Below are 21,227 nucleotides of genomic sequence, written 5' to 3'. Positions count from 1 at the left end.
ATCACAATTTTTCAGTTACGCTACTAAATCTTATCTTCTTCATACCTTTGCGCCTTTGCGTGAGCTAATTCATCTTTCGCAGCAACACCAAACATAAAAACACAGATGCTCATTGGTCATCTGTGTTTTTCTATATATATCTGCGTTCAATATTCTAATTAAGCGAGGTTCAACACCTTGCGTAAAAGTGCTTGGTCTTCGATTTTGGCTTTGAGGCGACCATTCTCGACATCTCGAATCCAGCTTTGGCTTTTCCCAGTGAGTTTGGCTAACTCTCTTTGGGAGAGATTTAAATTTTTGCGGGCTTCCAAAATCTGTTCGCCAACTAAATCGCCTGTAATTCTGACTCGTCTTCGGTTTTTGATAGTGCGGCGTTGCTTCTTTTCCGAGTCAGAGATTTGCTGTTCCCATTCTGGCGGGAGTTCAAATGACAAAATCCGCGCGTTCATCAGCAGGTTCCATTTCCCACGGGGGCCGGAATCTGTCAGGCGGGTTTCGCCACCACCGTCGTTAATCCAGAATTCTAAGGCTTCGTCAGGATCTTCAGGAATCCCCATTAACTTTGCCCACAGTGGTTGAATTTCTATTGGGTAAGTTACAGGGTCAAACATAGGTTTAACTCCCAAATGATTTAGCACTTCTAAATCACTTTCAAATGTCCGCAGTAGTCGTTTGCGTTCTTCTCGCTGGCGGGAAGCTAAGGTAACTTTTTCCCCTCCATAAGCAATGCGTAGCAAGGTAGGAACAGTGATGCGTTGTTCTCTACCCATCTTGGTTTTAAAGAGTAACCACAGCATGAGTCTGACTGCGCCTTCGTGTTGTTGCCAAATACTCATAACGGTGGTTAGCACTGTTTTTGGCAAACTACCGTATTGATAAAAGGCGATGCGTTCTTTACAGGCTTGTTTGTTTAAGAAATACTGCGCCCAGACTCCGGCTCGAATTTTGAAGGTTAGCCCAACTAAGTATTTACAGCCTCTGTCGTCTTCTTGAAAGTGATGCTGGATATGGACTAAGTGCCACAAGCGAGATTTCGTAACTGAAAATCCTTTGACGCGGCCTTGTTGAGGCCAGTCGATGGAAATCAGCAGTGAACAAGCTTGTTGGACAAGATTTTTCATTAAGGTGAGTTTGGCGGTTTTACTTAGGTCTTTGCGTTTTTCTAGCCCTAAGTATTTTTCTATTTGCCGTTCATCTAGCGAAAATTCTTGCTCCCAAGGTTGTTCTGAGGTTGTGGCGTAGGCGGCAAATATCAAATGCAGACAAGCCGCGCGGATATCCATTGTCTCAAGTGCTTCTAAATTAGTGATTAAATCACTAACTTTAAAAGGATCTTGGATGTGAAAGGCGATCGCACCTTTGCCTTGGCTGACTTGTCGGCTGTAACATAGATATCCTTCTGCGTCTTGTTCCCAATTTAAGGATGTGCGTTGAGCCAATACATTACACGCTTCCCAAATTGCGATCGCGGAAGCAAAAGGGTTATTCCTCCCATTAGAAAATAAGTCCTGACTGGTAGCATCCCTTGGTTCGACTTTGCATCTCCCCTTTTTCGCCTGCCAGGGTATGGGAGCATTTGTAGGACAAGCTATTACACACTGGGGTTCAGGATAAAAGCCCTCACAATTGTTACACAGACAAGGATCAATCCAATATTCATCATCTTCTAACTGAATCGCACCCGTAGGACATTGGGGACGGCAGTTATCACATCCAACGCAACTGTTGTTAGGAATTGTATAAGGCATAAAACAACTTCTTCCCACTTAATCGTTGAGATGTCTGGCTCAAGTCTCCCCCTGGATGTGTCCTGTTTATTCATTACTCACAACCACACTAATTACCTAGCAAGAAGCAGATTTTCTTGCCTCATCATTGCCCACATCCATATTTAGACCTCGCATCCAATTGGAGGCTATATCAGGCTTTTAAGCCGAGCCGAATATTAGTTCGTCATTAACTATAAATTTCATAAATAGTTAGATGATTTTGTTCATCATGAGCCTAGGAAATTTTCTTAAGCTTTCATATTTTTTTAATTCTCAACCTTTGATGTTTGGCAGGAAGAACTTAACCCAAGGTTTTTACCGAATATTTATACACAGAATGATTTATAAGAATAGCATTTATTAATAATTTTAATATTTAATATCAAGCTAACTGCTGCTATAAAAGTTACATTTTTACTGGAGATGCTCAAATTACCACCTGTTCTGATATTCCGGCATCTTTAGAGCTAATTAACAATACTTTAGTAATACAAATTAAAAATTTATTTATGTAACTGAATAACATATCTTTTGTATAGCCAATTACTATATTTCTCAACCTGCAAAAGAATTTCATTATTAATAGAGATAGCTATTGTTTATCAGTAATTTATTTAGCTTAGTATGTGTGTCTCGAAACCTTGATTTCTTTAACAATCAGGATTATTGCTCTTAACTAATCTAAGAATTTTATTGCTATAAGCTCTCATTTATTAATCAAAATAAAATTCAAAATTAGCATAAAAGTCATCAAACTTTAATGAAAGAAAAATTAATCGTTTGACAACAAAACAAAACAATTAGATTAAGTTAGTATGAAATTAAGTACAAACAATTTAGATAGGCAGAATCGCCGAAGGTTTATTCATGGCAGCACTAACAGGATTGACATTTGGAGGTAAAACCTGGACACCTAAATTTGCCCAGGAGATTGACAAAGATAAATGTATCGGCTGTGGCAGATGTATTAAAGTGTGTGGGTATAGTGTGCTTGATTTAAAAGCACTCAATGAAGAAGGCGAATTTGTCGAAGATGAAGATGATGATGAAATCGAGCGCAAAGTAATGGTGGTTGCTAACCCAGATAACTGCATTGGTTGTGAAGCTTGCGCCCGGATTTGTCCGAAAAACTGCTACAAACACGCAGCATTAAACAACTAAATATTTAGCGACTGTTAAGAGTTGTTGTTTTGATTAGGGGGTACAAAGCAAGGTATCTAGAGGGGAATTTATATACAGCAGAATTCAGGAGTCAGAAGTCAGAGTGAGAATAGGCTCTGTAGCTTTGATAACTTAATTATGTACTTCACTCACTTGAAATTTGCTGCAATTACTTGAACTGAGTAAAAAGTTCATGGTAAACAAATGCGTAAATTCAAAATTGTTAATTATTAACTAAATCATACTTGCTGCTAATTTTATTGTTCAATATGAGAACTAATAGTACCCTCTGAAAACAACTAACTCTTGTAGAAGTAGAAGGTACTCTTGTTGTAGTCGTGAGAAATATTTTTAAGTTTTTGGGGGAAGGATCTGAAGAGATCTGGAAAATTCCCCCAAATTTTATAGGATCTAAGATACAAAGTTAATAAGTAGAACTCAAAAGTCAAAAATCAAAGACTAGAAAATTTTGATGATGAGCTTTTGTGCGGTTTTAGATAATGGGGTTGTTGATGCCACTGAAGTATAAAAGATGAAGCCTCAAGGATAACATTTCATACTTCATACTAGCCTACGGCAAGCCACCAAAGGGTGTCTACATACTTCATACTTACAGGATCTTTTATGCAACAAATTCCTGTTTCACTATGGACGCTAGTCGCTGGCATAGTAGTTACAGCGGCTAGTGTTTGGATTGGTCACAATCACACGCTATTACCAGAACAAGCATCACTACAAGCACCTTTGGTAGACGGATTTTTCAATATCATGTTTACCATTGCGATCGCGTTGTTTCTGGTTGTAGAAGGAACAATTCTCGTTTTTTTAGTCAAGTATCGTCGCCGTCGTGGTGATGATACTGATGGTATACCCGTAGAAGGGAATGTTCCCTTAGAAATTTTTTGGACAGCCATCCCATCGGTAATTGTCATTGGTTTAGGCATCTATAGCGTAGATGTTTTTAACCAAATGGGAGGTTTTGAGCCTGGAAATCACCCTCATTCTGTGGCTCATGTTGCTCACGCTTCGGGAACTGCGATGGCGGCTACCCTCAATGATACCGCCGAAGCAACTTCAGCCCCCAGCATTGGGATTGGTGCAAAAAACAGCGACAGCAAACCCGCTGACTTGGTAGTGAACGTCAAAGGGATACAGTTTGCTTGGATATTCGACTATCCCAACAGTGGCGTTACCACTGGTGAATTACACGTTCCCGTCGGTGCTGATGTGCAGTTGAATTTGTCAGCACAGGATGTAATTCATTCTTTTTGGGTTCCTCAATTTCGATTGAAGCAAGACGCGCTTCCTGGTATCCCCACTGAACTGCGATTCACCGCCACTAAAACCGGGACATATCCGGTAGTTTGTGCGGAACTGTGCGGTGGTTATCATGGTTCCATGCGATCGCAAGTCATCGTCCATACACCTGAAGAATACGATCGCTGGTTGACAGAAAGCAAACTTGCTCAAACACCAGATTTGCAGCAAGCTGTTGCAGTTAATCCCGCCGATTTATCTACCTCTGAATTTCTTGCACCCCACATCCACAACATGGGTATAAGTGCAGCAACTATCAAGTCATTAGTCAATAGTCATGAGTAGCTGACAAATGACAAGCACAAATGACAAAAGACCAAGGACTAATTTATGACACAAGTAGAATTTCCCCCCAACACGCCACCAGATAAGAATTCATCCCCAAAAGTTAGCCACGCTGCACATCCCCAGGCGTGGAAATGGTATGACTACTTTACCTTCAACGTAGATCATAAAGTAATTGGGATTCAATACCTAGTCACGGCGTTTCTGTTTTACATCATCGGTGGATTGATGGCGATCGCAATTCGCGTCGAACTAGCCACCCCCGATGCAGACGTACTAGATCCCAATCTGTATAACGCCTTCATGACCAACCACGGAACAATCATGATTTTCCTCTGGATTGTTCCCAGTGCCATTGGGGGATTTGGTAATTATCTCATCCCGTTGATGCTTGGTGCTAGGGATATGGCATTCCCCAAGCTGAATGCAGTCGCCTTTTGGTTAAACCCACCAGCAGGATTATTACTGTTAGCCAGTTTCTTCTTTGGTGGTTCCCAATCTGGTTGGACAGCATACCCACCCCTAAGTTTAGTCACCGCGCCAATTGCCCAATCTTTGTGGATTTTGGCGATTGTGTTAGTTGGAACCTCCTCAATTTTGGGTTCCCTAAACTTTGTGATCACCATCTTGATGATGAAAGTCCCTAGCATGAAATGGGATCAACTACCCTTATTTTGCTGGGCAATTTTAGCCACCTCCGTACTAGCACTTCTCTCCACACCTGTGTTAGCTGCGGGTTTAGTGTTGCTATTATTTGACATCAACTTTGGCACATCATTCTTTAAACCAGATGCAGGCGGTAACGTTGTAATTTACCAACATTTATTCTGGTTCTATTCTCACCCGGCAGTTTACTTAATGATTCTGCCCATCTTCGGCATCATGTCTGAAGTCATCCCCGTTCATGCCCGTAAGCCCATTTTCGGATATAAAGCGATCGCATATTCCAGCGTGGCAATTTGCGTTGTCGGTTTGTTCGTGTGGGTACACCATATGTTTACCAGTGGTACACCTCCTTGGATGCGGATGTTCTTCACCATCTCCACCCTCATCGTTGCGGTTCCCACTGGCGTAAAAATATTTGCCTGGGTGGCTACCCTCTGGGGTGGTAAGATTCGCTTCACCAGCGCCATGTTATTTGCGATCGGCTTGTTGTCGATGTTCGTCATGGGTGGTTTAAGCGGCGTAACAATGGGGACAGCCCCCTTTGATGTTCACGTCCACGATACCTATTATGTAGTTGGACACTTCCACTACGTCTTATTTGGCGGTTCCGTATTTGGTATTTACGCAGGTATATATCACTGGTTCCCCAAAATGACCGGACGCAAACTAAACGAAGGCTGGGGACGCGTTCACTTTGCCCTCACCTTCATCGGCACTAACCTTACCTTCTTACCTATGCACGAATTGGGTTTACAAGGTATGCCTCGACGAGTCGCCATGTATGACCCCCAATTCATTAGCTTGAATCAACTTTGTACCATTGGCGCATTTATCTTAGGCTTATCAGTCATCCCCTTCGCCCTCAATATTCTATGGAGTTGGAGTAAAGGAGAAGTCGCAGGTGATAATCCTTGGCGGGCTTTAACCCTGGAATGGACAACCAGTTCACCCCCCATTATTGAAAACTGGGAAGTCTTACCAGTAGTCACCCACGGCCCCTACGACTACGGTCACAACATCGAAATAGCACCAACAGCCACACCAGAAGTCAGCGCGTAGTTAGAAACCTAACCCCCCAACCCCCTTCCCTACCAGGGAAAGGGGCGTAATATAGATTCCCCTCTCCTCATAGGCTACGGTGTACACACAAGTCAAAAATTTTCATGTTCAACTACATTCCGCCTTGAACTAAAGTTTCAGGCTTATAGCCAAAGTCTACTAAAGTAGACTGAAATCAATTTTTCTTTGAGTCATCTTCAGATGACTTGCGCTATGAGACTCGGAATTCATTCCGAGGCGGGACAGATGCACTCAACGAATATTTATGTGTACACGGTAGCCTCATAGGAGAGGGGTTAGGGGAGAGGTCAAATCTCACCCTTGTTAGAAATTCAGATGGTAAAAATATGACAGTCGCCACACCCAGCGAACATCACGGGGAAGAACATCATCCTGATTTGCGAGTTCCAGGACTATTAACCTTCCTCATTTCCGAATCCCTGATGTTTGGGGGATTCTTTGCTACTTACTTATTCTTTCGCGGAACCACAGCAGTCTGGCCGCCCGAAGGAACAGAAGTAGAATTACTCGTACCCACAATTAACACCATCATTCTGGTATCTAGCAGCTTCGTCATTCACTTTGGTGATGTAGCGATTAAAAAGAATGATCTTGCAGGAATGCAACGATGGTACAAAATTACCGCCATCATGGGCGCAATTTTCTTGTTAGGTCAAGTTTATGAGTACCTAACTTTGGGATATGGCATGACAGCCAACGTCTTCGCCAACTGCTTTTATCTGATAACAGGCTTCCACGGTTTGCACGTTTTTGTGGGACTGTTATTAATTTTAGGAGTATTAAAGCGATCGCAGCGTCCCGGACATTACTCCGCCAGCAAACACACCGGCATCGAAATGGCAGAAATTTACTGGCACTTCGTAGACATCATTTGGATTGTTCTTTTTTCTTTGTTATACATTCTCAATCAGTTTTAAAGATTGAGTAGGGGAGGCAAAAAGCAGTGTGGATGTTCCTCCTGCTTTATTGCCGTTGTGTTACGGCACAAAGTAATTCAATGTATAGCAATTTCCAAGCACATAAAATACACCCCACCCGCGCTGTCGCGCACCCTCCCCTTGCCAAGGGGAGGATCGGGGAGGGGTAATTTTGTACCTCACCAGAGTCGGAAAGGCTATAAAAGAAATAATTATTTTGCCGTAACGCACCATTTATTTTGATGCGTTACTCAGTGTTTTCTTCACACTTCATACTTTAAATGTATGCAAATCGATACCAATAGATTTTCTTGGTTTCAAGTACCAGAAAATGTCAAAAAGTTACTCATATTAGCAGCAGATACTTGGCATAATAATTCTGAATCCGAGAATTATATGCAACAAGCTATCACTGAAGCCGGAGACAACCCAGACATTTTAATTTCCGCCTATAGATATTTTTACTATAAAAATAATTATGTTCTCGCCTTGCAAACAACAACTAAATTATTAGATAAAATTAAAAAAGCAGAAAATTTTCCTGAAAATTGGGAACAGCTAAAACTCATACTCATAAATCGGAGGGAAGAAAGTCAAATCAGGTTGTACTTAAATGCCTACTCTGCTACTGGTTTGGTTTTGGCTAAATTAGGAAACATAGAACAAGCTAAAGAAATCAGCATCAGGGTTCAAGAAATTGACCCCAAAAATGATTATGGTGCTGGTATCCTCCTGGATATTTTGACACGTCCAGCCGAGGAAGATGATTGAATAGTCAAAAGTCAAGAGTCAAGAGTTATTTGACAAATGACACATACCAACACTCAACGGTCAAAATTTACAAACCATGATGAAGAGTTTTTCTTTTTCTCTACCCTTATCCACATTTAACCTGCCAGAAAATCCCCTTCCTAATACTGTTCCCTTATCTCCTGTTAGTCTGCCTAGTAATAATTCCCCTTGGTATGCAGCACCAGTAATTGTCATGCCTTCAACTTCTCAATTTAGATTCTAAAAAGTTATGCAAGGTAGGGATTGGCTACTTACTGGAGACGGTCAATATCAAATCTGTAAAGCTGTAAGAGCCTGGGATTTATTGCGAGAAAATTATCGCCTCTATCGTTTTTTGACTGAGGTGGAAGATGTTCTCAATGGTGTTGAGGATGAATCTAGCCGTCTACCAGAAATTAGGATGTTGGTGAGGCGCTTAATTGCCAATTCCTACTGGGTGAGAAGTCAACATTTAGAACCTTGTCCCAAAACAGGAATTTCTGTACTTCTCTTATACGATGAATTGGGTTTTCCGTTGACAGTCCAAACAGTAACTTTTGCACCAGGGACAACTTCAACGATTCATAATCATGGAACTTGGGGAGTTGTGGCGGTGTTAAAAGGTGAAGAAAAAAACACCTTTTGGCGGCGTAGTGACAACTCAAAATCTCCAGATCAAATTGAACAAACGGGAGAAATAACTTTATCCCCAGGTGATATTGTGAGTTTCACTCCCGATGCAATTCACAGCGTGCAAGCAGTCGGTGATGAACCAACTGTGACTTTTAATATTTATGGGGAAACTGATCCAAAACAACGATTTGAGTTTGATTTAGTTACCCAAACTGCACGAAAGTTTTAAGAAAGGCAGGAGGTGAAGCAGTGCGGTCTTGGGGGTTTCCCCCATGAGCAACTGCTGAACCCGAAGGGCAGAGGGCAGGAGGCAAGATAATATTTACTTACTCAGCACTCAGCACTCAATACTTAGCACTTTCTAGAGGGTTCTTTGCGTAAGTCCTAAACCATAAAGTGGATTAGGAGCGGGTACAATGGCAAGAGTAATTTTTTATGAAAAACCAGGCTGTAAAAATGGCACTAGACAAAAAGTGTTACTAACAGCTGCTGGTCATGAAGTGATTGCATATAACTTATTAACCGAGCCTTGGACAGTTCAGGGTTTACGGTCGTTTTTTGGTGATCGCCCTGTAGCTGAATGGTTTAATCGGGCTGCACCCAAGGTAAAATCTGGGGAAATTGTCCCCGAAAACATCGACGCAGAAACCGCCTTGGTATTGATGTTGCGCGACCCGCTATTAATTCGCCGCCCCCTAATTCAAGTAGGCGATCGCCGCGAAGTCGGTTTTGAAGTCGAAAAGCTTGACGCGTGGATTGGCTTAAAGCCTGTAGATGAATCCTTCCAAGCTATGAGTGAAGACTTGATGAGTAAGGATTTGCAAGGTTGCGCCCACGGTGGTCATCACCATGACCATGAACATGGCCACGGTCATGGTAATTGTAAACATTAAATTAAGTAAAAAGTAAAAGGGCAAAAGGTAAAACAGTTGATTTTATATTTTTACCGTTTACTCTTCACTTTTTACTTTTTCCTTTTAACTTTTGACTTCTTAACTAATGCTCAAATCTTGAAACATTGCTGTGCTGAGGTAACGTTCACCGAAGGAAGGCTGAATCATCACAATCAAACGACCAGCATTTTCTGGTCGTTTGGCAACTTGCAGCGCCGCACACAAAGCCGCACCGGAAGAAATTCCCGATAGTAAACCTTCTTCTTTGGCTAACCGCCGTCCATAAATCATTGCTTGGTCGTCACTAACTCTGATGACTTCATCAACCAATTCCAAGCGCAGGACATCGGGGACAAATCCTGCACCGATACCTTGAATTTTATGCGCCCCAGCTTCGCCACCAGAGAGGACAGGGCTATTGCTCGGTTCAACTGCGATCGCCTGAAAACTCGGTTTACGTTGTTTCAATACTTCCGCAATTCCGGTAATTGTCCCGCCAGTACCGACTCCAGCAATTACAATATCAACTTCTCCATCAGTATCTGCCCAAATTTCTTCGGCGGTAGTTTCGCGGTGAATTTTCGGGTTAGCTGGGTTGCGAAACTGTTGAAGCATATATGCTTCGGGTGTATTCGCCACGATTTCCTCGGCTTTGCGAATTGCGCCCCGCATTCCTTCTGGGCCTGCTGTTAATTCTAATTTTGCACCATAGGCGCGGAGCATTGAGCGCCGTTCTTGGCTCATAGTTTCTGGCATAGTCAAAATTAGGCTGTAACCACGGGCTGCTGCTACCATTGCCAAAGCGATTCCGGTATTTCCAGAAGTTGGCTCAACTAAAATAGTTTTCCCCGGTGTGATGAAACCCTCGGCTTCCGCTGCAAGTACCATACTCAAGCCAATGCGGTCTTTCACCGAAGCTGCTGGATTCATCCCTTCGAGTTTGGCAACTATCCGCGCCACTGCGCCTTCCGCTTGGGGAATTTTATTGAGTTGAACTAAGGGAGTTCTGCCGATAAGTTCTGTGACATCTTTAGCAATTTGCATAAATTAACTCCGAAAACATTTAATTTTAAAGCAGCATATTTACTTATAACAATCATTTTTGGCTAACTGCTGAGGTTAGCGATCGCCAAATCTATTTACTTTCACTAAAGCATAAATATGTAACCCCAGGAAATAATTTTGCCTGACTTCCGCTGAATTTCGTATTAACTACTACCATTGACTCACAATTTAATTATTTAAGTATTATGAGCTACTAAAATTTAGTTTATTTGCGGGAACTTAAATAGCTGAGATTCATTCTTCAGAAATATATAAAAACTCATTCCATATTTTTCAATAAAGTAATTACCAAAATCAACAACCTATATAACAATTTCCCCTAATATCTAATTTTCCCAACATAAAGCCCTAAAATGTAAATTAGATACAGTAATATTTTTAACGAATAAAATCTTGATATTTTGTGTTTATTTAATTGACTTTTTGCCAAAATCTAGTTATTTAAAACTTGAACTCTTTATTTTGAGTACAAAATTTCTTCATCAAATTTTATTAAAAAAAATCTTTTTTAACGATAGTCTGTCTAGCTTTGAGAGTGAGTACAAAAGTCCCAGAACCCCACCTCAACAACACTAGTCCCTTGACCCGGAAATACTCGTCCCTATACCCCAAGCAATTTTTGCAAAGCTTATATAGCAATTGTTTGAGGTGTTGAGTACAACCTTAATCAATTTAATAAACTTAATCCACACCTATTAAACAGCCATCGAGAAGGGCGACTGATATAAAACATATAGGATTTACGCAGAGATTCCCCTCTACCCCCCGAAATTTTCTAGCTTGCTAGTGAACTAGGGGGGACTTCTTAACCCCACATTTTTAAGTAAGAGTGCGTTAATTCAACAAGTATAAAAATATAATTTTTAGAAAAATAGGTAATTATTCACTAGTTACTTACTAGTGTCATTTAATAAACATAAGACTATATGTCTCAATTATTGATGAATATATAGAACCCATATTCTTCACTGCTTATGAGATAGAAACCAATACGGTTAATATCAGCTTTTTTGGATTTTACTGTTCCCTTATCTCTACAAGGAAACTCTCTTAAATTAACCTTATTAGGAGATCAACCATAATAAAAATTCAGCATTTACTATGTAAAACTCTCTAATCTAGACTCTAAACCCTCTAGCCTCTACCTAGCCAAGGAGAGCAAAAATGAAAGTCAAACTTCTAAATGTTCTCACAGTTTGCCTTGTAACATTAATAGTAATTTCTCCAGCGATGGTAGCCCTAAAAGTAGTTTGGGAAAAACATGGAGAGTTAGTTAAGGCACAGAATTTAATTTGTGAAGTTAATAATATTAACAAAGTAAATCAAGCCTTAGAGCCTGCGGTAACGGCTGGTGTTAATAATTGCGATCGCCCCGTCGTGAACCAATCGCCAACACCTGATTCTGTATATAAACTTGCCATTATCCTGCAATGGTTTATCTTACTAACCCCTGTGTGCATTGGGTTAGGAATTCTTGTATACGATAGATATCTAGTACATCGCGCTGCCGTATTTCAAGAACAAGTAGAAATGTTAGAAAAACTTTGGCAACAAAGTATTGAACAATAATCAATCCACGCTACAAAATTTAAAAATATCATGACTGAAGAACGGCAAGCCCAATATTTTGATTTAATCGATAAATTACTGCAATGTCCTAATGGTCAAGAACCAGAAATTTTAGAAGCACATTCAGAATTAATTGATGCTGAATTTGTAGAAGCAATGGCTAGAGTTGCTACAATGTTTGCTCATGAAGGTAATCAAGATGGCGCTCAATTTTTGTTTTTTTTAGCTCGTGAGCTTGCTAAACAATTAGGTTTATATCCAGACTTTAAAAATTCCGAAGCTGCAAAATCTGAAGTGCCAAATAAGGAGTAATCATGCTACTGACGGCTACTGATGCTGGACATATAGCGTTAGAGTTTCTCTTAGCAGACTGGAATATTCGTGACGAATACAGAGAGTGGTTTACTATTATAAAATCTCGTTTATTTGGCGAGAGTTGGTACATTGTTGAGTTGGGCGTAGAAGGCTTTCCTGATAGATGGTTTATTCAAGTTTACGATACAGGAGAATGTGACCCCAACTATACCTTTATTTCTCCTATCAGTGGCAAAGAAGGATTTTCTGACGTTTCTGATTTACCAGAAATGGTTGCTGAGGTATTAGTCGCCGAGCGAAAATCTCGCTAACAAACCTGATAATTTAAGATGAATTATCTAGAAAATCTCCAAAAGATTCAGATACCCGATTTCTTGAAGAAGTCGGGTATCTTAGTCTCTCTGAGATTATTATCGATCACAGCTTTTTATATATTATTTAACAATATTATGCAACATAGAACACCTTTTATGTCATACTTGATTGACAAATATATGTTATATTAAATAGCGTGATGAACGCTACAGAAATATCAGTTAAAATGATTACTGAAGATATCATCGCTAAGGAATTCAAAAGAATTGTCAGCGAGTATTATCCAAAAGTTGGGGAATTACTAGACGGGTGTCATGTGAAAGTCATCACCTGTTTTTGGGGAAGACCACCTAGACGTTTGCAATACATAGGTATTTACTGTTCTGAGGAAATGCTGCCCCATATTAGAGAACAACAAAGAATCCTTAGAGATATAGCAGACAATATGGGATTAGTTCAAGTAGTTTGTATGAACGCTAAACGCTTGATTCGTGACCCCAAATCGACGCTAAAAGATACTGATCCGCGCTTGTGGTTGGAGTTGCAAATGGTAGCGACCTAAAAATAGCAAATAATGAAAATTGGACTTTTCTGCAATTACGAAAATCATCACCAAAATGACCGCCGAGCAATTTTTGAGCAAGTCGCTTTAGTTAGACAAGCCGAAAGCTTAAACTTTGAAGAAGCTTGGGTGAGTGAGCATCATTTTAGTGAAATCAATATCAGTTCTTCTATGCTGTTATTGATGGCACATTTAGCGGGTGTCACCTCAACTATTCGCTTAGGTACAGCGGCGGTTTTATTGCCATTTCACAACCCGATTCGAGTAGCAGAAGATATTGCCACCTTGGATAATTTGTGTAATGGCAGATTATTATTTGGAGTTGCCAAAGGCGGCCCTTTTCCCCAGCAAAACAAACATTTTGGCATTTCAATGGGAGAATCTCGCGCCAGAATGTTAGAGGCGATCGCATTAATTCACAAGTTGTTATATGAAAATGAAGTTTCATTTCATGGACAACATTATCAATGCGATCGCCTCACAGTTTACCCCAAACCTTTGCAAGAGCAAATCCCTGTATATATAGCCAGTGGTGATGATACAAGCATAGAATTCGCCGCTAAAAATTCCTTGAGCTTAATGGGAGGGCCACCCTTTGCGCTAGAGAGATTGAAAAAGACTCTCAGCCAATATCGAGAGATTAATCCCAGCGGTGCCGAAAATTTTGTCTTAGCGCGGTTCTTCTTTGTTGGACAAACCAACGAGGCGGCTATCACCGAAGCTATGCCTTTTATCCGCCAATTTAGCCAAAAAATGCAGGCTAATTCGGCAGTAGTAATGCAGAATAGTTCCAATGGTCATAAAGCATTTGACCGCACAAACATTTGTTTTGACGAAGACTATTTGATTGAAAACTCAATCATTGGTGATGCTATCACTTGTCGAGACAAAATCAAAAAGTTTCAGGACGAATTGAATCTAGGTACATTAGCGCTCAAACCGACATCGTTTGATATGCAAAAAAACATCGAAAGTTTGCAGCGCTACAGCCAAGAGGTACGCAATTATGTCTAAATTAAACCTACTTCCACCCGATGATTTACCTCCAACCAAGGTAACAAAAGAGGATGGAATGCTACACCTAGAGCTAGAGCAATCGATTGGACGATGTTTTTATTACAGTTGCGATCGCATTACTCAAGCTTTACTCAATAGTTGTCAGTGGTATCTCACTGATAAAAACACCAAAGTGATGTTAGTAATTGATTGCCCTGACATCGTATCTTACTGGCATATAGTAAGCAATATTCCCCAATTAGGCAATAGATTAGAGCGATTTACCACTAATGCCAAAATCAAAGTTTATCCCCCTTTTGGTAAAGGTGATCCGTTAGAAATTAGCGTGAATGAAATCTCTGCTTATCGAGATTGGCTATAAGTCATATTTATTAAACTCAGAAACCCAGTTTTTTTAGAAACGCTGGGTTTTTCTTTATAATTAATAAATCCAACGCCAGTGAGATGACGGTTATGCTCTCCCCCGATCTCAAAAATGCGTTACCCAGCACTGATGAACTGCCATCCTCAGACGATACACCAGTGGATAACGAAGACCAAAACTTATTGCCCAACATTCTATTATTTTTACTCAATACTATTTGGACAAATCGGCAAAATTGGTACTTTGGTGTAGATATGGCAGTTTATCACACCACCGGAGTTAACCCCAGAGTTCCTGTAGTCCCAGATGCGTTTTTAAGCGTGGGGGTAGAACGGAGAAAAGGCAGGAAATCACGCAAAAGTTACGCAGTCTGGGAAGAGAACGAGGTAGTTCCCATCTTGACATTAGAGATGGTATCCCATACCCCAGGGGAAGAATACACCGAAAAAATGGCAATTTATGCCAAGCTTGGCGTGTTATATTACGTAATTTACAATCCCGAATATTGGCGACGAGACCAACATCAACCCTTTGAAGTGTATAAGTTAGTAGATGGTAACTATCAATTACAGATAGGTGAACCTTGCTGGATGCCAGAAATCGGTTTAGGTATTGGTCGATATCAAGGTGCAGTGGGTGGCATTCCCCAAGAATTACTGTCTTGGTATGATGAACGAGGTACGCGCTACCTCACAGCCGAAGAACGCGCCGAACATTTAGCGCAACATCTGCTATCCCTTGGCATAGATCCTGATAATCTAGCTAGTGATTGAAAATTAACTAAAATTGTCACGCTACATAACAACTAGCCCAGTATTTGCCTAGATACGGCTGATTGCAATAGGTAAATAATATACAGCTAAACCCGTTGTTGAGGAATCATAATGATAAATTCTGTACCGATACCAGGAATAGATTTATATTCTAGTTGACCTTGATGATTTTCTACAATAATTTGATAGCTAATAGAAAGACCTAAACCTGTACCTTTACCAACTGGTTTAGTAGTGAAAAAAGGGTTAAATATTTGTTGTGTTATTTTTTCATTAATTCCAATCCCATTATCGCTAATACGGATAGAAATCAAGTTATTGATTAATTCTGTAGTAATTTTGATAGTAGGAGTAAAGTTTGAGGGTTGAAGTGTAGTTATATCCGTTGTTGTAGAATAAGTTGAGTGATTAAAATCAAACTTTTGTTCTAAAGCATCAATCGCATTGCTAATAATATTTATCAAAACTTGATTAAGTTTACCTGCATAACATTCTACTAAGGGTAGATGTCCGTATTCTTTAATCACGGTAATTTCTGGATAATCAATTCGAGATTTGAGCCGATTTTGCAGAATCATCAAAGTGCTATCAATACCTTCATGAATATTGACTTTTTTTACTTCTGCCTCATCTAAGCGAGAAAATGTCCTTAAAGAACGCACAATTTCGCTAATACGCTGAGTCCCAATTTCCATAGAGTTTAAAACTTGTACAAAGTCTTTTTTGATAAAGTCTAAATCGATTGTTTTGATTTTATTTGCTATATTTAGCTCAGGATTTGGGTAACATTCTTGATAAAATTGTAATAGTTCTAAAATGTCAGAAGTATATTGAGAAACATAGTTAATATTGCCAGAGATAAAATTAATTGGATTATTGATTTCATGGGCAATACCCGCTACTAATATACCTAAAGCTGACATTTTTTCAGATGCTACTAATTTACTTTGCATAGCTTGGAGCTTTTTTAAAGTTTCTTCCAAATCTCGACTTTGCTCTTCTAAAGTTTTTTGTGATTCTCTCAATTCATCAATTACCTTCAGAAATAAAGCCTCTTTTTTTTCATTTGTTTCCTCTAATGCGATTCTTGAAGATTCAGAGCGCTCTAGTTTTTTCTGGAGAATGCGATTAGCTTTTTCTAGTTCTTTAATTTTCTGCTCATAGCCTAATTGCATCATTGTTTAATGCATTCCTATCAAAAGAGTTACAAATGTTTCATGATGCAATCTAGTTTCGCCGCCACCATTTAATGGTGAAATTTCACCATGAGTATAAAAACCACAACCTGGAATTGATTCGGTCAAACATTCTTGAGCAAGTTGATACTCTTCTATTGTGCGTGTACCTAGTAATAGCCGACGAGCTGCACAAGAAAAAAATAAAGCCGTATCTGGCTGTTTACCTGGATAATTATTTAACGCATTTAGAATTGAGGTTTTAGCAGCACCTAAAATTTCATCTCGACTAGCTTGTGCTATTTGGACAAAAGTATCTGCTGGTACTTCTCCCAAAAAAGTAATGCTACCAGTTTTTATATCATGAATACTAGGCGCACGCATATAAAATTCTTCTGCTTCTGATTCAAACACGGCTAAAGGATATTCACCAGAAGGAGAAAGACCACCTAAATAATGATGATAGAAATCTAATGCTGGTTTGCCATCAATTTCATAGAGAATATTTTTATCAACCTTAGTAACTTTGCCTTTTTTTCCTAGAGGATGCCAACCACTAGCAACTCCTTGAGAAAACAAGAATTTACCAGAGAAGATCAATAGAGGAACAGCATCATGCAGAATCTCAGTTTGAAAAAATTGATATGTTTTTTCAAATTTCCATTGATCAGCCGTTAACCCACCAAAAATAGGAATATCTTTCCCTAGAGCTAGTTTTAAGCCTTCTACAATCGCCACTCCATCAACTGTTAAACTTTCTGGAAAAGTCAAACATAATTGAGTCAGAGCTTGATTTTTAATCTTTGATTTTGCTTGTTCTACAGCTTGTTTAGTAGCTAAAATTGGGTCTTTTGATAGGTTCCTACCTAATCCGGCATAAATTTCAATTTCATCAGCACAAAATAGCATTAAAGCTATTGAATCTTGTTGAAACTTTAATAATGAAGAGATTTCGGCATCGGTTGTACCACCAATTAACTCAATTCCTGGAAAAGCTTGCACAATTTCTTGCAAGATGAGTGCATAATCAAAGTCAATTGCCGCAAATAAAATACCAGCTTGAGGAAATTTCCCACCTAAATTATCTTGACATTGCTCTATAACTTCAGTAATGGCCGCTAAAGAATCTGGATCATTACTATGGCCAACTACTACATTCAACATATATATCTGGGATTATTTTAACCGTGGGCTTATTATTCCCAAACCAGATTACTTTAATCAAGCTAACTATAAATTTATTCAGGGTATGTAAGAATTACTTAGAAATTTTTAGCAATACATCTACAATCAAAAACCATAGTTAGTGCGATCGCCATTTTACCGATAAATCACTTCGCCTACTGTTTGTCCCACAACTTCTGGACGAGCAACCGTTAATATCATCTGTTCAACACGCGCAGTTAAAAAAGGCTGACCTAACCCTATACTCGAAAAGGGACTTTCCCCAGGGACTTCTAATTGGGAACTAATCAAACCTAACAGCGCTTCACATTCAGCCGAAAATTTGAGTAACTCCACACCTTTAACACTGAAGGTAGAACCAGTCAGCCTTTGTCGCCACGCTAAACTTTGCTGAGTATAATTCAGAGTACACAACTTGCGATCGCCCTGACGCACCCTCACCCGCTTATCGTCTTCCCAGGTAAAATCGGCTAACTCTTTGGGTAATCCCCAAATCTCTCGACCACCAGCCACAGAATCAGCATTATCTACATAAATGTGCGAAATCCAAGCACCAATTTTATTTCGATAACTAACCACAGCTGGAGCAACAATTAACTCACTGTATTCCAACACAGAACCTTGGGTGTAATCAGATAAATAAACAGCAGCGAGAGTTTTACCCGGCCATACAGAAAAAATTTGAAATTCAGACGGAATGAGGGAGCGTACTTGGTTAATATTTACCAGATGTAAAGAGGCAAGAGCCTTCCCTCTAAGTATCCAAGGTGTTGCAGGATATGACATATAAAAATTTTAGATTTTGGATTGAGAATTGTTGATGACTAAAAATCGAAACAAGGCTTTTAAATCTGTAACCTATAACCCGCTCTAGCCCCAATTACTTACTATCAAATTCCCCCATAAAAAAAATCCCCACCCAGGCGAATACCTGGATGGGAAATATTGAGTAAGGAATGTCTCACCTTCCCTACAACATTGGAGGAATTATTTGCTTTCAGTGAAATCTGCGTCAATTACATCATCACCAGTACCAGAGGAAGTAGAAGAACCACTACCGCCATCTTGAGGTTCAGCGCCTGGTGCAGTACCACCAGCTTGTTGATAGATATTGCTACCAACTGCGAATAGCGCTTGTTGCAATTCTGGCGTAAGCTTGGCAATTTGCTCGTCATCTTCCTTCGCAACAGCTTCCCGCAGATCTTTTATCAAACCTTCAACTTTGGTTTTGTCAGCAGCAGGAACTTTATCACCTAATTCTTGCAGTTGCTTTTCAGCTTGGTATGCTAAGGAGTCAGCTTGGTTCTTGCGTTCAATTTTCTCACGACGCTCTTTGTCAGAGGAAGCATTTTGTTCTGCTTCGCGTACCATCCGGTCAACATCATTCTTATCTAAGGTCGAAGCGCCAGTAATGCTAATGGACTGTTCCTTACCAGTGCCTTTGTCCTTAGCAGTCACGTTGAGGATACCGTTAGCATCAATATCGAATACCACTTCGATTTGAGGCACGCCACGAGGTGCAGGTGGAATACCATCGAGGCGGAAGGTTCCCAAACTCTTATTATCGTTAGCAAATTCCCGTTCACCTTGGAGGACGTGAATTTCTACGTTAGTTTGACCATCCACTGCAGTGGAGAATACCTCTGATTTTTTGGTAGGAATTGTGGTGTTACGAGGAATAATCTTAGTCATCACACCGCCCAAGGTTTCCACACCCAAGGACAATGGTGTTACGTCTAACAACAAGATACCTGTAACATCACCAGCCAACACACCTGCTTGAATTGCAGCACCAACAGCTACTACTTCATCAGGGTTAACAGTTTGGTTAGGGTCTCTACCCAAAATCCGCTTCACCAACTCTTGAACTGCGGGAATCCGGGTGGAACCACCAACTAGTACCACTTCATCGATATCATTTTTGCTTAACTTGGCATCACGTAACGCATTCTCCACGGGAATACGAGAACGGTCAATCAAGTCAGAGCAAAGTTCTTCAAACTTAGCGCGAGTCAGCGTCGTATCCAGATGCTTCGGCCCATCCTGGGTAGCGGTAATAAATGGTAAGTTAATTTCCGCTTGGGTAACGCTGGAAAGCTCAATTTTGGCTTTTTCTGCCGCTTCTGTTAAACGTTGCAGTGCTTGTCTATCTTTGCGGAGGTCAATACCTTCGTCTTTACGGAACTGTTCAGCTAAGAAATCAACAATTTTCTTATCAAAGTCGTCACCACCAAGGTGAGTGTCACCAGAAGTAGCTAACACTTCAAATACACCGTCGCCAACTTCGAGTACGGATACGTCGAATGTACCACCACCTAAGTCAAATACCAGAATGGTTTCGTTGCTTTTCTTATCAAAGCCATAAGCCAGAGAAGCAGCTGTCGGTTCGTTGATAATCCGCAGGACTTCAATACCAGCGATTTTACCAGCGTCTTTGGTGGCTTGACGTTGGGAGTCGTTGAAGTATGCCGGAACAGTGATTACTGCTTGAGTAACAGTTTCGCCCAGATATTTGCTTGCGTCTTCCACTAATTTGCGGAGAACCTTGGCAGAAATTTCTTCAGGAGCAAATTGTTTGCCAGCGCCAGGAGAGTCTAGCTTGACGTTACCACTGCTGCTGAGGACTTTATAAGAAACTTCTGTTGCTTCATTAGTCACTTCGTCATAGCGACGACCGATAAAGCGCTTAACTGAATAAAAAGTGTTTTCTGGATTCATCACCGCTTGGCGTTTGGCGATTTGCCCCACCAGAGTATCGCCATTTTTGGCAAACGCTACTACCGATGGTGTTGTCCGAAAACCTTCTGCGTTAGCAATAACCGTGGGTTTACCACCTTCCATTACTGCGACGCAGGAGTTAGTTGTACCTAAGTCAATTCCAACTACTTTTGCCATTTTATGTGCTGGCTCCGTATAACTACAAATGAATGAATGGGAATATAAGGACTAAATCTTGAACCAACTGGTTTATGAAAGCAGTCACTTCAGCATCAATGACCTTTAGCTCGGTTTTATTGGGGTTATAGCCCCAAGTTCTGCTGATATATATACTGAGCTTGTATAGCCAGTCCATGAAGGGTGGTTTCCCGAACCTTATGGGGGACGGTTAATTTTAAAGATTTGTTTAGTTGGTTCATGGATTAATTTGCTTTCACTTCGTCTAATTTATGAGAATTAATACATTGAGTAATTAGGGTGAACCGTAATCACCATGTGGTGTTTGCCGTCTTTAAACAACATTAATTCCAGAGGTACAGAGAATAAATCAGCTATAAAACGTGTCTGTGCTTGATAAATTCAGTTAAAACGCGGATACTTATATGACTTACGGAGTTAAAGGAAAAATCAAGCTTTTGGACAAGGATGTAGGGGTATAGGGTACAGCGGTGTAGGTG

21 protein-coding genes are annotated in these 21,227 nt (G+C 40.3%); 14 read left to right on the top strand and 7 right to left on the bottom strand.

Features of this window, described 5'->3' with window-relative positions; all coding sequences use genetic code 11:
• Positions 1 to 158 precede the first annotated feature (158 nt).
• Positions 159 to 1,748, bottom strand: a complete 1,590-nt coding sequence (locus IQ244_RS11235) for a helix-turn-helix domain-containing protein (protein ID WP_193893598.1) — start codon at positions 1,746 to 1,748, stop codon at positions 159 to 161.
• Between the two features lie 888 nt (positions 1,749 to 2,636).
• Between IQ244_RS11235 and fdxB the strand changes: the two genes are divergently transcribed.
• The 5 genes from fdxB to IQ244_RS11210 all read left to right on the top strand — a co-directional run bounded on the left by fdxB (position 2,637) and on the right by IQ244_RS11210 (position 7,966).
• Positions 2,637 to 2,930, top strand: coding sequence for a ferredoxin III, nif-specific (fdxB, locus tag IQ244_RS11230; protein ID WP_193893595.1), 294 nt, complete (start codon positions 2,637 to 2,639; stop codon positions 2,928 to 2,930).
• 624 nt (positions 2,931 to 3,554) lie between these two features.
• Complete coding sequence (locus tag IQ244_RS11225) at positions 3,555 to 4,532, top strand: cytochrome c oxidase subunit II (protein WP_193893592.1); 978 nt, start codon at positions 3,555 to 3,557, stop codon at positions 4,530 to 4,532.
• 45 nt (positions 4,533 to 4,577) lie between these two features.
• A complete protein-coding gene (gene ctaD, locus IQ244_RS11220) occupies positions 4,578 to 6,257 on the top strand; it encodes a cytochrome c oxidase subunit I (protein WP_193893588.1) in 1,680 nt (559 codons plus the stop codon).
• Positions 6,258 to 6,604: 347 nt separating this feature from the next.
• Entirely contained in the window at positions 6,605 to 7,195 is a 591-nt protein-coding gene (locus tag IQ244_RS11215) for a cytochrome c oxidase subunit 3 (RefSeq protein WP_193893655.1), read from the top strand.
• A gap of 285 nt (positions 7,196 to 7,480) precedes the next feature.
• A complete protein-coding gene (locus tag IQ244_RS11210; RefSeq protein WP_193893586.1) occupies positions 7,481 to 7,966 on the top strand; it encodes a hypothetical protein in 486 nt (161 codons plus the stop codon).
• Between the two features lie 60 nt (positions 7,967 to 8,026).
• Here IQ244_RS11210 and IQ244_RS11205 read toward each other — a convergent pair whose 3' ends face one another.
• Entirely contained in the window at positions 8,027 to 8,182 is a 156-nt protein-coding gene (locus IQ244_RS11205; protein WP_193893583.1) for a hypothetical protein, read from the bottom strand.
• A 34-nt stretch (positions 8,183 to 8,216) separates the two neighbouring features.
• Between IQ244_RS11205 and IQ244_RS11200 the strand changes: the two genes are divergently transcribed.
• A complete protein-coding gene (locus tag IQ244_RS11200) occupies positions 8,217 to 8,828 on the top strand; it encodes a cupin (protein WP_193893580.1) in 612 nt (203 codons plus the stop codon).
• A 187-nt stretch (positions 8,829 to 9,015) separates the two neighbouring features.
• A complete protein-coding gene (locus IQ244_RS11195; protein WP_193893577.1) occupies positions 9,016 to 9,492 on the top strand; it encodes an ArsC/Spx/MgsR family protein in 477 nt (158 codons plus the stop codon).
• Between the two features lie 99 nt (positions 9,493 to 9,591).
• On the opposite strand, the gene cysK is transcribed toward IQ244_RS11195, so the two are convergent.
• Positions 9,592 to 10,536, bottom strand: coding sequence for a cysteine synthase A (gene cysK / locus IQ244_RS11190; RefSeq protein WP_193893574.1), 945 nt, complete (start codon positions 10,534 to 10,536; stop codon positions 9,592 to 9,594).
• Between the two features lie 1,185 nt (positions 10,537 to 11,721).
• On the opposite strand from cysK, the gene IQ244_RS11185 reads away from it, so the two are divergent.
• The 7 genes from IQ244_RS11185 (at position 11,722) to IQ244_RS11155 (ending at position 15,472) form a co-directional block, all read left to right on the top strand.
• Positions 11,722 to 12,126: a hypothetical protein gene (locus IQ244_RS11185; protein ID WP_193893571.1), complete on the top strand. Its 405-nt coding sequence runs from the start codon at positions 11,722 to 11,724 to the stop codon at positions 12,124 to 12,126.
• 30 nt (positions 12,127 to 12,156) lie between these two features.
• Positions 12,157 to 12,438, top strand: a complete 282-nt coding sequence (locus IQ244_RS11180) for a hypothetical protein (protein ID WP_193893568.1) — start codon at positions 12,157 to 12,159, stop codon at positions 12,436 to 12,438.
• Positions 12,439 to 12,440: 2 nt separating this feature from the next.
• A complete protein-coding gene (locus tag IQ244_RS11175) occupies positions 12,441 to 12,752 on the top strand; it encodes a hypothetical protein (protein WP_193893565.1) in 312 nt (103 codons plus the stop codon).
• 230 nt (positions 12,753 to 12,982) lie between these two features.
• Positions 12,983 to 13,318 (top strand): hypothetical protein, encoded by a 336-nt coding sequence (locus IQ244_RS11170; protein WP_193893652.1) that lies wholly within the window; start codon positions 12,983 to 12,985, stop codon positions 13,316 to 13,318.
• Positions 13,319 to 13,330: 12 nt separating this feature from the next.
• Positions 13,331 to 14,332 carry an LLM class flavin-dependent oxidoreductase gene (locus IQ244_RS11165; RefSeq protein ID WP_193893563.1) on the top strand — a complete coding sequence of 334 codons (1,002 nt, stop codon included), beginning with the start codon at positions 13,331 to 13,333 and terminating at the stop codon, positions 14,330 to 14,332.
• The gene (locus IQ244_RS11160; protein WP_193893560.1) at positions 14,325 to 14,696 is read left to right on the top strand and encodes a hypothetical protein; all 372 of its coding nucleotides are present in this window, start codon (positions 14,325 to 14,327) and stop codon (positions 14,694 to 14,696) included. Before IQ244_RS11165 ends, IQ244_RS11160 begins: the two co-directional genes overlap by 8 nt.
• A 92-nt stretch (positions 14,697 to 14,788) precedes the next feature.
• Positions 14,789 to 15,472 (top strand): Uma2 family endonuclease, encoded by a 684-nt coding sequence (locus IQ244_RS11155; RefSeq protein ID WP_193893557.1) that lies wholly within the window; start codon positions 14,789 to 14,791, stop codon positions 15,470 to 15,472.
• 86 nt (positions 15,473 to 15,558) lie between these two features.
• Here the strand turns inward: IQ244_RS11155 and IQ244_RS11150 are convergent, their stop codons facing one another.
• From IQ244_RS11150 to dnaK, 4 genes are all read right to left on the bottom strand, one after another.
• A complete protein-coding gene (locus tag IQ244_RS11150) occupies positions 15,559 to 16,650 on the bottom strand; it encodes an ATP-binding protein (RefSeq protein WP_322746051.1) in 1,092 nt (363 codons plus the stop codon).
• A 3-nt stretch (positions 16,651 to 16,653) separates the two neighbouring features.
• Positions 16,654 to 17,811, bottom strand: coding sequence for an FIST signal transduction protein (locus tag IQ244_RS11145; RefSeq protein ID WP_193893554.1), 1,158 nt, complete (start codon positions 17,809 to 17,811; stop codon positions 16,654 to 16,656).
• Positions 17,812 to 17,967: 156 nt separating this feature from the next.
• Positions 17,968 to 18,618, bottom strand: coding sequence for an acetoacetate decarboxylase family protein (locus IQ244_RS11140; protein ID WP_193893551.1), 651 nt, complete (start codon positions 18,616 to 18,618; stop codon positions 17,968 to 17,970).
• Between the two features lie 201 nt (positions 18,619 to 18,819).
• Positions 18,820 to 20,727 (bottom strand): molecular chaperone DnaK, encoded by a 1,908-nt coding sequence (dnaK, locus tag IQ244_RS11135; protein ID WP_193893548.1) that lies wholly within the window; start codon positions 20,725 to 20,727, stop codon positions 18,820 to 18,822.
• Between the last annotated feature and the right edge of the window lie 500 nt (positions 20,728 to 21,227).

It is taken from the genome of Nostoc sp. LEGE 06077, assembly GCF_015207705.1.
Classification (GTDB): Bacteria; Cyanobacteriota; Cyanobacteriia; order Cyanobacteriales; family Nostocaceae; genus Nostoc_B.
Note: the sequence above shows the minus strand (reverse complement) of the source record. Positions and strands in the feature narration are given on the sequence as shown.